Origin of the sequence: Paenibacillus methanolicus (assembly GCF_008124765.1) — a bacterium.
In the GTDB taxonomy this organism is placed as follows: domain Bacteria; phylum Bacillota; class Bacilli; order Paenibacillales; family Paenibacillaceae; genus Paenibacillus_Z; species Paenibacillus_Z methanolicus.
This window is the reverse complement of the sequence record NZ_VNHS01000007.1, coordinates 436,232-449,567: the sequence shown is the minus strand read 5'-3', so window position 1 is coordinate 449,567 and position 13,336 is coordinate 436,232. Positions and strand designations below refer to the sequence as shown.

The 13,336-nt window shown below is 56.6% G+C and carries 10 protein-coding genes; 4 read left to right on the top strand and 6 right to left on the bottom strand.

Annotated features, from left to right (window positions below):
* Window positions 1–18: 18 nt before the first annotated feature.
* Entirely contained in the window at window positions 19–453 is a 435-nt protein-coding gene (locus tag BCM02_RS20265) for a MarR family transcriptional regulator (protein WP_222871023.1), read from the top strand.
* Window positions 454–1,087: 634 nt separating this feature from the next.
* On the opposite strand, the gene BCM02_RS20260 is transcribed toward BCM02_RS20265, so the two are convergent.
* Both BCM02_RS20260 and BCM02_RS20255 read right to left on the bottom strand, forming a co-directional pair.
* Entirely contained in the window at window positions 1,088–2,383 is a 1,296-nt protein-coding gene (locus BCM02_RS20260; protein ID WP_148930927.1) for a hypothetical protein, read from the bottom strand.
* A 983-nt stretch (window positions 2,384–3,366) separates the two neighbouring features.
* Complete coding sequence (locus BCM02_RS20255) at window positions 3,367–4,551, bottom strand: replication initiator protein A (RefSeq protein ID WP_148930926.1); 1,185 nt, start codon at window positions 4,549–4,551, stop codon at window positions 3,367–3,369.
* Between the two features lie 176 nt (window positions 4,552–4,727).
* Between BCM02_RS20255 and BCM02_RS20250 the strand changes: the two genes are divergently transcribed.
* The 3 genes from BCM02_RS20250 (at window position 4,728) to BCM02_RS20240 (ending at window position 9,241) form a co-directional block, all read left to right on the top strand.
* On the top strand, window positions 4,728–6,854 hold the full coding sequence (locus BCM02_RS20250; protein WP_342791319.1) for a winged helix-turn-helix domain-containing protein: 2,127 nt from the start codon (window positions 4,728–4,730) through the stop codon (window positions 6,852–6,854).
* Between the two features lie 77 nt (window positions 6,855–6,931).
* The gene (locus tag BCM02_RS20245; RefSeq protein ID WP_148930924.1) at window positions 6,932–7,591 is read left to right on the top strand and encodes a DUF4386 domain-containing protein; all 660 of its coding nucleotides are present in this window, start codon (window positions 6,932–6,934) and stop codon (window positions 7,589–7,591) included.
* Between the two features lie 105 nt (window positions 7,592–7,696).
* Entirely contained in the window at window positions 7,697–9,241 is a 1,545-nt protein-coding gene (locus BCM02_RS20240) for a right-handed parallel beta-helix repeat-containing protein (protein ID WP_187434324.1), read from the top strand.
* Window positions 9,242–9,290: 49 nt separating this feature from the next.
* Here the strand turns inward: BCM02_RS20240 and BCM02_RS20235 are convergent, their stop codons facing one another.
* The 4 genes from BCM02_RS20235 to BCM02_RS20220 form a co-directional block, all read right to left on the bottom strand.
* Entirely contained in the window at window positions 9,291–9,950 is a 660-nt protein-coding gene (locus BCM02_RS20235) for a DapH/DapD/GlmU-related protein (RefSeq protein ID WP_246183474.1), read from the bottom strand.
* 164 nt (window positions 9,951–10,114) lie between these two features.
* Entirely contained in the window at window positions 10,115–11,182 is a 1,068-nt protein-coding gene (rhaS, locus tag BCM02_RS20230) for a rhamnose ABC transporter substrate-binding protein (protein WP_246183484.1), read from the bottom strand.
* Window positions 11,183–11,292: 110 nt separating this feature from the next.
* Window positions 11,293–12,273: an ABC transporter permease gene (locus tag BCM02_RS20225; RefSeq protein ID WP_148930921.1), complete on the bottom strand. Its 981-nt coding sequence runs from the start codon at window positions 12,271–12,273 to the stop codon at window positions 11,293–11,295.
* Window positions 12,274–12,275: 2 nt separating this feature from the next.
* Window positions 12,276–13,328, bottom strand: a complete 1,053-nt coding sequence (locus tag BCM02_RS20220; protein WP_148930920.1) for an ABC transporter permease — start codon at window positions 13,326–13,328, stop codon at window positions 12,276–12,278.
* Window positions 13,329–13,336: the final 8 nt, after the last annotated feature.

Genomic DNA, 13,336 nt, shown 5'->3' with positions numbered 1-13,336 from the left:
GAAACGTTTACCTTGCGCATGCGCGGGCTTGGATCCCGAACGGTATTATTTCAGCAGCAGGTCGCCGCCTCGCTCGGGCTGTACAACAACGATTTTTTGGCGGTCGATGTTCTTCATGAGAAAGGTCCCATCACGGCCGGCGAGCTGTCCAAACTAACGGGCCTTACGACGGGTAGCGTGACCGCCTTGATCGACCGGCTTGAGAAGAACGGCTTCGTCCGCAGACAGCCTGATCCGAACGACCGCCGCAAAGTCATTCTCGTTCCCTTGTACGAGAACAAACAAGAGGTCGGCGATACCTACATGCCGCTGCACGCCGCCATGATTCAACTGGCTGCCTCTTATTCGGAGGAAGAGCTGATGCTCATCAATCAGTTCCTGGCGCAGGCCAGTATGGTTCTTGAGAATCAAATCGATCGCCTGAACCAAGCGCGCGGGCGAACTTCAACATAATGCGTATGGGCGTATAAGAATGAGTTCTCCCAATTATAACGGCGTCACAGGTTGATCCCTGTGGCGCTATTTGTCGTCGATTTCGGCATGAATCTAGATTGAACCCCATGTACTCCGATGATGAAATATATCTCTTAAACATAAGTATCTTTTAAAATCAAAATCTTTTAGGGCTGCCGTTTGTCCGTTGAAACCCTTGGCGCATAAGGCTTTGCCGCGAGTCTAGCGCTATTTTTCCAGCCTGACGGGTCTTTCGAGTGAATTTTGCAGACAAGCCGTATTATCCGTCAAAGAAATAGAAAAAGGCATCTCCATCTCGCATGTCCGTGCCGCCGACCTCGGAGTGCTTCAGTTACCCCCATTATTTATCCCCTATTCGCATCGTTACGTCTAAAATAATAACCAGCTACGATCCACGAAGGCTTTACTAGGATGCTAAAGTCTATATTTATAACAACGGTCGAGATTCCGTGTGCATTCCAAGGGTATCCCAAGGCTATCGTTCGCGCCTCCTTCGCGTGTATTTGCCGCCATCGCGCCTCCCGAATTCGTCCCCTATTCGGCTGCTCCTCGCATGAACCAACGCCAAATAGCCCCTCACTACTGGGGGCTAAGATGGGATGATACTGCTCGATTAAGTTGTCGCGAAGCGCTCGATCAGGAAGTCCTCCAGATAGAAGTCTTCTCCTCCCGCGCCGCCGAGCGCCGATTGTTGGCCGCGCAGCAGAGGAAGCGCCCGGCGGCAGACGGCCGCGAATCGCTTGAGCGAGAAATGAGCCCGGATCGCCCGGTAGAACTGGATGGGTCGGGCCAGTCCGAATTCATCCGTCTCGTCGGAGACGATGAACGGATAGATGCCCGTGCGCTTGGAGAGCTCCATGAACTGCACGAACTCGCGGTCCGCCAGCTCCGATTGCAGGACGAGGATCGGGTCGGCCGCAAGCAGCGGGTCTCGCCGCATCATCTCCTGGAGCCGTCGCGCGGCGAAACGGAGCTTCTTCAGGCCGCTATTGCGAAGCAGCTGCGCGAGCCGCAGGAAGGTTTGTCCATGCTCCATAAATTCGAAATCTCCGATGTTGAAGCTATGAAGCAGCATGCGAAGACGCCCAACCGTTCTCGAGTAAGGCACCTTGGCTTTCGGAATCGAACGGTAATGCTGGCCTGCCTGATGACGCGCCAGGTAGGCCGGGTTCGGCACGCAGCGCAAAGCCCACCGTCCCAATGCGTCCTTGTCGACGGAAGCCGCGTTAAACAACGGCTCGCCGGCGATCGACTCGAGCGCGGCAAGCGACCGAAGCAGCTCGCGTACTTGAGCCGGACGGGACTTGTGCGTTAACGTATAGAGCCAGCAATCCTCGCCGAGGAATTCCTTGAATTCGGTATTGACCTTCTGGCCATTCCGGCTGACGACGTATAGATAAAGCTTCTGGGCGGCGACGGGCAAATCGGTGAACGCTTTCGTAAACACGACCGGATTGAACAGCACGAACCGTCCGGTGCCGCGCTTGAACGATTCCACGCGCCATTGCGTGATCAGGCCGCTGCGGTTCGTCGAGATCAGTTTGAGGGCGATGAATTTGCGCACTTCCGCATAAAATTGCTCCTTGGAGCCGGCATCCTCGTATTCTTCGTTCATCAATTGGTAGAGACGGTGGATGGACACGCCGATAAGCGATCCTTCCGTATTGAAGCGGCGGAAGATCGTCATCATTAGGCGGAGGGACATCTCGGTGACATGGTATTTCCGCACCGGATGGCTGTTGCGGCGGAACAAGACGACTTGATCCTCGCGATAGGAGCGTTCGATCTGGAAGAGATCTTGCAGGAAAGAATAATCGACTGCAACCGGAAAGGTGGCGCCTTCGTTCTTGTTGTTCAAGATCATGTAGTTATAGGTTCGCGTACCCTTCGGTTGCTGCTTTTTACTCATCCTGCGTCCGTTGCCTCCTTCCCTCGATGTCCTGTCAAAACTAGCGGTCGATTGTATTTACGCCAAGCTATTCGGGCGGTATAATAGAAGGCAGACCATAAAAATGGCAAAGCGAAAGCAGACCTTTTTGATCGCGTTTTTTCGCGAAAAAAGGACTTCTGACGACCGCATGGTAGATTCTCGATGTTCCGTCGAGAACGCATGCTTCGATCCGTTGGCGCGGATTCGAAGCCATCTTATGTACCGCAACTGCATCTATTCGCTGCTTCCGGTTGGCGCCGGGACAGCTCGCGCAAAGTTTGGCGACTTTGCGTTTGTATCCCCCGCTGGCAGCGGGGGTTTTTCTTTATGGAAACAAGACTGATTCAAGCCTTGCGTTCATCACAAAAACAGGTGACTCTTGTCGCCTAGTTTCGACAATATCATTCCGACGAATCGGTGGTCAATCGTAATGCAGAGGAGGTTTATTCGTAATTCAAAGGAGGTTGTCGGCAGAAAAGCAGGGCTTTTCGCCTATGCCAAACTTATTTTCGTAATACAGAGGAGGTTTAATCGTAATGCAGAGGGGTTTCGTAGCGGAAAGGATAATCGCTCGTAATAAAGAGGAGTTTGGCTCGTAACGCAGAGGCGTTTCGTAATACAGAGGCGTTTGGCTCGTAATCGAGAGGTGCGAATTCGCGAAAGAAAATTTTTGAGCACCCGAACATGGATTCTCATCGTTTCGTAATGCAGAGGCGTTTCGTTCGTAACGCAGAGGCGTTTCGTAATACAGAGGCGCTCTTTTCGTAATGTAGAGGAGTTTCGTAATGCAGAGGCGTTTCATTCGTAATCCAGAGGAGCTTCGTAATCCAGAGGTGTTTTAGTTCGTAATGCAGAGGAGTTTCGTAATGCAGAGGCGGTTTATTCGTAACGTAGAGGAGTTTCGTAATGCGGAGGCGTTGGCGGTCGGATTCGCCAAGGTTGAAAACAAAAAAAACGCCGATCTAAATATAGATCGGCGCGTTGGCGTTGTCGATGAGCAGCTGCTCGTCGTAGCTGTTGGCTTGCAGCAGCCAGTCGCTCGGTTGAAAAATGATTTTGACCGGCGTCCGGCCGTTCTTCAAAATCGTGAAGCTCTGAATAACGTCGAAGTTTTGCAGCTCCTCGAACGAGGCTTTGAGCAGCGAATAGGCCTTGGACTTCTCGTTCGAATTAATGCCCAAGTGGCCGATCAGCGGCTCGACCTCCAGAATGAACTCCTTGTCCTTCGTCTTGTTGACGACGACGAGGTACAGGTTTTTCGAAGTTGGCGTGGCGAGATCGTTGAAGAGCGAGATGCTGATGGAGACGACGTTGCCGAGCAGCAAATTCTTGAACAGATCGTCGCTCAGCTTCACGTGCGCCTGGTTCGAGTCCCTGTCGATCTCGACGGTCTGGAACGGATTATGAATCTTTGTTCTTCTCCGTTTCTTCGCTTCGGCATCGTAATACTCTTCCATGACGATCGACGTTTTGCCCAAGTTGTCGAGACTGTCGTGCAGCGCTTCGTATTCTCCGCCGTTAATATCGGCCTGCACGCATTTGAGCAGCTCCCGGAATTCGAAGGCGAACTCCTTGTTCTTGCCCTTCTGTTCCCACATCTTGAAGATGCCCAGCATGTTGCGCGCGTCCGAGGGCAGCAGCACCTTCCCGTTGCCGTTCTGGTAGAACAGATTGCGGAAGCCGGTCTTGCTCATCTCCAGCACGCCGTTCTCCTTGCGTTTCTTCTTCAGCGTCACCTCGTTCGGACTGCTCGAAGAGATGAACGGATGATCGATGAAGTTCCGCTCCACGCTATGGCTCAGCTGACGGTTCTGCTCTTGCTTCTTATGGATCGCCTTCTCGAGCATGAGGATCTGCATCTCGACGGTATCGAGCTGTTCGATCAATTCGTCGCTCGGATTCTTCTGCTCCATTCGCGTGTTCAAGAACTGGCCGGACAGATCGTTGCGCTTCTCCATCAGCTGAAGATGCACCCGCTTGAGCTCGTAGATGCGTTTGTTCAAGAGCGGCGTGCAGTATGTATCCGCCTCTACCTCCAGCTGCCCCTTGATCATCTCTTCGTCCATCGTCCGGCCCGTAAGCTGCTCGCGAATGGCCACCAGATTCGGCGCGTATTTTTCGAGTGTGTTGATGATGGCTTTGCTCAAAGTTGACGTAACCCACTTTCAATCGTCGTTGTCTATCTATTGTAGTGCGAATGCGAACGTCTGACAATCGGGCATGCTTACCAGCGTGGGGATTACGTTCTCAACGTTGTAAAAGAAGCTCGCCCGATGCGGCCCCTCTCGTTGAGGTTGGAAACTGCCGGTGATAAGATGGAATTATGTCTACTTCCATTCCTAACGCCAAATTTCATATTCCGCCCCGTCGGCCCCATACGGTTCTCCGACAACGTTTGATCGAGAAACTGCGACATGGGTTATATCGTAAAATGACCCTGATATCCGCGCCTGCCGGTTACGGGAAAACAACCTTAGTCGGCGAATGGATCGCCGGATGCGGGCGGCCCGCCGCCTGGCTGTCGCTGGAGGAAGGAGATGACGAGCTAACGCGCTTCCTGGGCAGCTTCATTGCCGCGCTGCAGACGCTGTCGAAGCCGATCGGAGAAGGCGCGCTCGAAGCCCTTCAATCTCCCGCGCCTCATACGGAATCGATTCTCGCGGCGCTTCTTCAGGATGCCGCCGACCTGGCTCCGTTCGTCCTTGTCCTGGACGATTACCAAGCGGCGAAATCGAAGCCGATCGACGAGGCCGTCTCCTTCCTGCTGGACCGTCTTCCCGCGCATATCCACCTCGTGTTGATCACGCGCGAGGACCCGCTTGTTCCGTTGGCCCGGTTGCGGGCGCGAGACCAGTTGACCGAATTACGGGCGGCCGATCTGCGATTTACGTCTGCCGAAGCCGAAGGATTCCTGAACGAAATCATGGAACTGCGCCTTCCCATGGATATCGTCGAGACGTTGGCCTCCCGTACCGAAGGCTGGATTGCCGGCTTGCAATTGGCCGCGCTATCCATTCAGGGCGATCAAGGCCCCGATCGATTCATGCAATCCATCGCCGGCAGCCATCGTTTCGTGCTGGATTATTTGGTGGAAGAGGTGCTTCATCGACAACCGCAGGAGGTGCAGACCTTTTTGCTGCGGACTTCCGTTTTAGACCGTCTGTCCGGTTCGCTTTGCGATGCCATCCTGCTCGATCCGGGGATGTCTGGCCAGGAGCGTCTGCTTGATCTGGAACGCCGGAACATGTTCGTCATCCCTTTGGACCATGAACGGCGCTGGTATCGCTACCATCGCTTGTTTGCCGAATCTTTGCAAAGACGGCTGCAGGACAGCTTGGACGGCAGCGAAATCGCGGAATTGCACCGTCGCGCAAGCGCGTGGCACGAGTACCGCGGCTTTGAAATCGAGGCCTTTCGTCATGCGGGGGAATCGGCCGATATTGACCGCGCCGCGCGACTGCTGGAAGGGGGCGGAATGCCGCTGCATCTTCGCGGTGCGGCAGGCTTATCGCTGAAATGGCTGGAGTCGCTGCCCGCCGCGGAGCTGGACGCCAGACCCGCATTGTGGGTGATGTCCGGTTCCGTGCTGTTGATTACGGGTAAGCCGACTCACGTCGAACCGAAGCTTCGATCGGCGGAGGCCGCGCTGGAAGGCGCCGACCTGGACGATCGCGTGCGAGACTTGATCGGACTCATTGCGACAACTAGAGCCGCGGTAGCCTCGCTGAAGATGGCGGCAACGACGAATGAGGCTAGATGGGAACTGCAAGCCGCGGAAGCGTCCATGCGAATGACGGAACATGACGATAAGACCGATGATTTGATTAAACTGATCGCCCCTTCGAAGGATGCCGGAGCGAACGAAAGCCGCGAGATCGACTACGTCATTGCCCAGGCAAGCCGCGCGTTAGACTATCTCCGTCCGGATAATCTTCCCGTTCGGACATCGGCCGCATGGATGCTCGGCGTCGCGCGTCACCGGCGCGGAGACCATGCCGAGGCCCGAAATGCCTATAACGAGGTCATCGCGTATTGCCGCATGATGGGTCACAACCTAATGGCCATCATGTCTCTAATCGGGCTGGGTCAAATCGAGGAAGCGGACAATGAGCCTCGTTCGGCGGAGTCCCGTTACGAAGAGGCGCTTCTGCTGGCCGGCGATCTGCCGCTCCCTGCGCTTCGCGAAGCGCAAGCTGGATTGGAGCGCGCGCGGGCGCGCCTCCGACCCGGAATGAAGCGAGATCTGATCGAACCGCTCAGTCAACGCGAACTCGAGGTGCTTGTCCTCATCGCCAAGGGACTGTCCAACCGGGACATCGGCGCGAAGCTCTTCTTGGCCGTGGACACGGTCAAAGGGCACAACCGCAGAATTTTCGAGAAGCTCCATGTGCAAAGACGCACGGAAGCGATCGCGCGCGCCCAAGAGTTGAATTTGCTCCCGCCACCATAAACCACACTAAAGTGTCTACTGAACCCCATGCCCCCTTCGCTATAATCCTACTAACATGAGCCAAGGGGGAGATAAGCATGAAGTGGATGGCAAGGGTGGCAGGGGCATTATTTCTGGTATCGACGGCGGCCTATTTGATCGGGAGCGGGCTCTTGAATCCCGTTCTTCAGCAGTCCGAATTTCTCGAGGGTCTGGCTGCGAGCCGAACAAACATAGTCGCGGGGTTGTTGTTGGAGTTGATTAACGCGATCGCGGTTCTGGGAATCGGGATGCTGCTCTACCCGATTCTACGCAAACATCACGAGGCGTTCTCGCTAGGGTACTTCGGTTCCCGCATCATCGAGTCCGCGATTCTCATCATTAGTTTAGCCGGCCCGCTCGTGCTCATCGCGCTCGGCGACGAATATGCGGCGGCGGAAGCATCGGATCGTTCGTATCTCCAAGCGATCGCCAATGCTGCGGCGGACGCGCATTACATGCTCTTCGAATTGGCGATGGCCGTGCTGAGCATAGGCAGCTTGCTCTTCTGTTATGTCCTCTACCGGTCGAAGCTGGTTCCGCGCGTGTTGTCCGCGATCGGCTTCATCGGGTATGGCGGTTTGCTGACCAGCAGCTGCCTGGCGATCGCCGGCATAGACACCGGAGCCGTGCTGTATATCCCGGGGGCCATATTCGAGATTGTTCTCCCGCTGTGGCTCTTAATCAAGGGAGTCGATCCGCGTGCGGAGAAATCCTGATGAGGCATTAGGCATCGCGCATTACTTACGCATGGCACAAGAACGATCGCGCGCGTCTCTGGTATCATTAGAATAAACCAATACTGGAAGGCGGACCCTCTCTCCATGTCTATCACGCTTACGTTCCGCATTCTGTTGCTGGCATCAGCCGTGCTTGCAGGCATGACGGCGAGCCGGCAGGAGATCTCTCCTGCCTCTGCCGCCTCGGCCTATTATGTAAGCGTCCAAGGCGATGATCGCAACGCGGGGACCAAACAATCGCCTTGGCGAACGCTCCGGCATGCGGCTGACGTCGCGCAGCCAGGCAGCACCGTGTATGTACGAGGCGGCGTGTATAAGGAGCAGCTACGCATCACCCGCTCCGGATCGGCTGAAGACGGTCCCATCACGTTCGCAAGCTATCCGAAGGAACGCGCGATCCTCGATGGATCCGGCCTTCCGATCGAGGACCGGCTGGGAATGATCGAGATCGAAGATGCCAGCTACATTACGGTTCAAGGATTCGAAATCCGCAATCTCAAGACAGCCAAGCGAGATCGGCTGCCCATCGGCATCTATGTGCACGGTTCGGGCGGTCATATCCAGATAAGAAGCAATAAGGTGCACAATATCGCCAATACCGCCGTGCCGAAGGGCGGCGATCTGATCGGCCGAGATGCGCACGGAATCGCGGTGTACGGTACGAATGCCCCTGCTTCGATCCATCATGTCGCGATAGACGGCAACGAGCTCTACAATCTGGTGCTCGGCTCCAGCGAATCTCTCGTCGTCAACGGCAACGTGACCGATTTCGTCATCACGAACAATTCGATTCACGATAATGATAATATCGGCATCGATCTCATCGGCTTCGAGGGCGTCGCGCCGGATCCGGCCTACGATCAAGCCCGCAACGGACGCGTAAGCGGCAATCGCATCGCCAACATTACGTCCAATTACAACCCCTCCTACGGCCGATCGCTGCCGAACGACAGCAATTCTGCCGGGGGCATCTATGTCGATGGCGGGAAGAACAGCATCATCGAACGAAATTACAGCTACAAGAACGACATCGGCATCGAAATCGCCAGCGAACATGCCGGGAGGTCCACAAGCGGCATTACCGTGCGAAGCAACGTCGTCTACCAGAACCGTTATACGGGCATCGCGATGGGCGGTTACGATCGCGAGCGAGGCGCGACCGTGAACAGCGCGATCATGAATAATACCCTCTATCTTAATGATACGTTGAATACAGGCGGCGGCCAGATTCTGCTGCAGCACAATACGAAGAATAATCGAATCGCGAACAACATTATTTATGCAGGCGCGTCCAACGTCTTCATCTATAACGAATTCACTTCAAACGCGGGCAACACGGTCGACTACAATCTGTACTACGCGGCCGGGAATCGTTCGAAGGCGACATGGGTGTGGAAAAATAAAACCTACGTCGGTTCCGCCGCCTACAAGTCTCGTACCGGCAACGACGCGCATTCGATCTTCGCCGATCCTGGGTTCGCGAACGCGGCGGCCAGCAACTTTCACGTCAAGCCGACTTCCCCGGCCATCGATGCCGGCCAATCGTACGGCTTTGCCCTTGGCACCTTGGACATCGACGGTCAAGATAGGATTCGGGGGCGCTCCGTGAACATTGGGGCAGACGAATAACGAATAGAGGGCTGGCGGGATCTTCGTATTCTGCCAGCCCTATTCGTGTTCATGCGTCGCAAGCGATTCCGCACGAGCAGCGGCGCTTGCCGAACATCAGGGAGTAGCTCGCGGCGAACTCGCGGTTGACGCGCTGCACTTCCGCCGCGAACGCTTCTTTGTCCTGCGGGATCGGCTTTAATCGGTCGGCTTTCTCCTGCGTGTCGATCATGGCGCCCGGCGGAACGAAGCGATCATTGGCAATGGTGACGTTCCCGATGACGACGGCGTTATTGGCGATATGCACGTTGCTCCCGACAATGGCTTGAAACACCAAGGATTGAAAGCCGACAAACGATTGCTCCCCGATATAGGCGGGACCATGCACGATCGCGCCGTGCGCCAACGAAACCGATCGATCGACGTAGATCGAGTACGGTTGCCCGCCGACGAGCACGCGGCCATCCTTGAGGCCATGCAGAATGACGCCGTCTTGCAGATTGCTCCCCTCTCCGATATGGAACGGCGTTCCCTCGTCCGCGCGTATGCTGACATTGGGCGCGACAAAAACGCGATCGCCGATCGCAACGCCGCCGATCACGCTCGAGAACGGCCCGATGAAAGCGGTAGGCGCGATACGCGGCGATAGCGATTCGGCATGAAATGGGGTAGCGGGATTAACGCCGATAAATCGAACGAATTGGTTGTACGGACCTGCTGGCAGCGTCATGATCATCCTCCATTCGCATGCTCTCTCGGCTAGTGTATGCCGGGCGTTCGGATGGACTAACCATCGATACGGCAATCAGCCTAGGCTCAATTCCGAATGGCCGCGAAATAAAAACGTCTTCCGCCGCTCGTGAGAGGGCAAGAAGACGTCTGAGAATGAAGCGCTTAGTAAACCTCTTTCCACTCCGCGATGTTGCCGGCGTCGAACTTGAACGGATCGCCGAGCATGATCTGCGTGCCGTCGCCGTCCGCGACGATCTCTTTCTCGCCGAGGCTGCCCGCCGTGAACTTCTCGCCCGTCGCGCCGGTAATCTCGCCTGCTACAAGCCCTTCGGCCGCGAAGCCGGCCAGATAGCCGACGTCGATCGGATTCCACAGGTACATCCACGGACAGACGCCGCTTTCAATATACTCCGCCATCTCGCTCGGCAGGCCCAGACCGGTCAGCTTCACTTTGTCCTTCAAGCCTTTGTCCGTGAGCACCTTGCCCGCAGCCGCGATGCCGACCGTCGTCGGCGCGATGATGCCCTTCAGGTTCGGGTACGACTTGAGCAGCGCTTCGGTCTCGGAGACGCTCTTGTCGCGCAGGTCGTCGCCGTATGCGACTTTAACGAGCTTCACGTTCGCGTATTTCGGGTCCTCGAGCTCCTTCTTCATCCACTCGATCCAGGTGTTCTGGTTCGTCGCCTGGCTCGTCGCGCTCAAGATCGCGATCTCGCCTTCGCCGCCGATCATCTCGGATACGCCTTGGATGAGCGTCCGGCCGATGCGCTCCGGATCGGCCTGGTTGACGTGCGTGTTGCGGCTCTGCGCGTTGACGGCCGAATCGAGCGACGACACTTTAATGCCCGCCTTCATCGCCTTGGTCAGCGCCGGCTGCAGCGCGTCCGGATCGTTGCCCGCGATGGAGATCGAGTCGACCTTCTGCGAGATAAGCTCCTCGATCATTTGTATTTGCGCTTCCGCGGTCGGCTGGTCCGGCGCCTTCAGAATGGCCTCGTCGCCCTTCTCCTCGATCGCTTTCTTGAAGCCTTCCATCATTTTCTCGCCGTAAGGATTGCCCGTATTCTTGAAAATAATGGCGAACTTCTTCTTGCCGCCGGCATCCGCGCCGTTGCTCGCATCGGCCGCCGCGTTGGCGCCTCCGCTCTCTCCGCTTCCCGCATTGTTATTGCTGCCGCAGCCCGCCAAGAGCGAGACGGCCATCACGGCGGTTAATCCCAAGGTCATCATCTTTTTCACTTTTTTCTTCCTCCCTTTTATTGAACGTGATACGCCTCTCTATATACCAACCGATCCCCGGAGGACCGACGAGTATCGAACCGGGCACGAATGTCCGCGTCTTAACGGGCCGTCCGCTTCAGCTTGAGCTTCGGCACCATGACGGCGAAGATCAGGAGCAAGCCGATGATGATGAGCAGCGTCTGCGCCGAGATATTGACGAGACCGAGACCGTAACGCAGATACCCGATCAGGAAGACGGCGAGAATCGCGCCGACCATGCGTCCTTTGCCCCCTGCCGTGCTAATGCCGCCGAGAACGGCCATCGCGATGACGTCCAACTCGTAACCGGTGGCGATGTTCGGACGGGTGCTGCCCATACGTGACGTCAGGAACAAGGCGGTCACGGCGGCCATAAGTCCGGCGAGCGTGAAGACGATGATTTTGATCCGGTCGACTTGGATGCCGGAGTAGCGGCTCGCCGTCGGATTGCTGCCGATCGCGTACACCCGTCTGCCGAATTTCGTCCTGTGCAGCAGCACGCCGAACAGCGCCGCGAAGACCGCGAAGACGATAAGAATGAACGGAATGCCTCCGACATAGCCCCAACCGAGGAAGTTGAACCACTCCGGGAATTTGCCGGCCGATTGATCCTCCAGCAAAATATAGGCGATGCCGCGGTAGATGATCATCGTGGCCAGCGTCACGATGACGGCGGACAGCTCTTTGAATTTGACGATGAGCAGACCGTTCACGAAGCCGCATACGGCGCCGACGGCCAGGCAGATCAGCATCGCCAGCCACATCGGCACGCCATGCGTATACAGATCCGCCATGACGACCGAGGACAGCGCGACCGTCGAGGCGACCGAGATATCGATGTCGGCCATGATGATGATGAGCGCCATGGGCAGGACGATGAACGCTTTGTCCAGGAAGCCCATCGTCGCGTCGCGCAAATTGTTGTAGTCCCAGAAAAATTCCGATAGATTGACGTTCATGACGATGACGGCGAGAAACAGCAGCGCCAGCATCCATTCCCATTGCAGGAAGAAGCCTTTAAGCGTGAAGGGTCTCTCGTTAAGCAGCACTCTCGGTTCCATGCTCAAATCTTCCTCCTCATCAGGTTGTTGCGGTCGATGCCGCGCTTCACGAGCGCGTTGATGATGACGGCGACGACGATGATCATGCCCTGGATCCAGCTCTGCCAGAACGGGGATACGTTGATCATCGGCAAGGCGTTATTCAGAATGCCGAGCAGCACCGAGCCGAGAATGATGCCCGAAACTTTGCCCGAGCCGCCCGCGATGCTGACGCCGCCGAGCACGCACGCCGCGATGACGTTCAACTCGTAGCCGGACGCGGTATCGCCCTGCGCCGAAGCGAATTTGGATACCCACAGCACGCCGGCCAGTCCCGTTAATCCGCCCATCAGCGTATACACGAGCCACAGGATTCGGTCGGTCTTGATGCCGCTGATCGCCGCCGATTCGGGGTTGCTGCCGACCGCGTAGACTCGTCTGCCGGTGCGCGTATGATTGACGAAATAATACGCCGCGATATAGACGAGCACCGCGATGACGATCAAGTTATTGACGCCGAGGAACGTGCCGGTCGCCAGCGCCTTGAACGACTCGGGCATTTGGTGGGCGCTCACCCACTTGCCGCCGCTCGTCTCGTACGTCAGGCCGCGGAACACGTTCATCATCCCGAGCGTCGCGATGATCGGGAGAATGTCCATCTTGGAGACGAGAAACCCGACGATCCATCCGCAGACGATGCCGACCGCAATCCCGAGCAGCAGCGCGGCGGCCGGATGCAAGCTTGGCATCTGCTGCACCGTCTGGGCGGCGATCATCCCCGAGAGGGCGAGCGTCGCGCCGATCGACAGGTCGATCCCCCGCGTAATGATGACCAGCATCATGCCTACGGACAGAATGGCCAGAATCGCCGTGTTGGTCGCGATATCGTTGATGTTCTCCCACGTGAGGAAGCTCGGGTTGCGAAGCTGCACGCCCGCGCACAGCAGGACGATGAAGACGAGCAGGCCCATCTCCCGGAATTTGGCAAAGCTGCCGCTAAAAGAGGTTTTCGGCACGGTCTGCCGCGCCCCTTGGCTCACCGCCAATGCGGGCTGTCCCCATTCTTTCTGCTTCATGTTGAGGT

Excerpts from the sequence above, each read along its gene's own strand:
- rhaS (WP_246183484.1), bottom strand. The coding sequence starts at position 11,182 with ATGATGACCTTGGGATTAACCGCCGTGATGGCCGTCTCGCTCTTGGCG.
- BCM02_RS20240 (WP_187434324.1), top strand. The coding sequence starts at position 7,697 with ATGTCTATCACGCTTACGTTCCGCATTCTGTTGCTGGCATCAGCCGTG.
- BCM02_RS20225 (WP_148930921.1), bottom strand. The coding sequence starts at position 12,273 with ATGGAACCGAGAGTGCTGCTTAACGAGAGACCCTTCACGCTTAAAGGC.
- BCM02_RS20220 (WP_148930920.1), bottom strand. The coding sequence starts at position 13,328 with ATGAAGCAGAAAGAATGGGGACAGCCCGCATTGGCGGTGAGCCAAGGG.
- BCM02_RS20250 (WP_342791319.1), top strand. The coding sequence starts at position 4,728 with ATGTCTACTTCCATTCCTAACGCCAAATTTCATATTCCGCCCCGTCGG.
- BCM02_RS20235 (WP_246183474.1), bottom strand. The coding sequence starts at position 9,950 with ATGACGCTGCCAGCAGGTCCGTACAACCAATTCGTTCGATTTATCGGC.
- BCM02_RS20245 (WP_148930924.1), top strand. The coding sequence starts at position 6,932 with ATGAAGTGGATGGCAAGGGTGGCAGGGGCATTATTTCTGGTATCGACG.
- BCM02_RS20265 (WP_222871023.1), top strand. The coding sequence starts at position 19 with ATGCGCGGGCTTGGATCCCGAACGGTATTATTTCAGCAGCAGGTCGCC.
- BCM02_RS20260 (WP_148930927.1), bottom strand. The coding sequence starts at position 2,383 with ATGAGTAAAAAGCAGCAACCGAAGGGTACGCGAACCTATAACTACATG.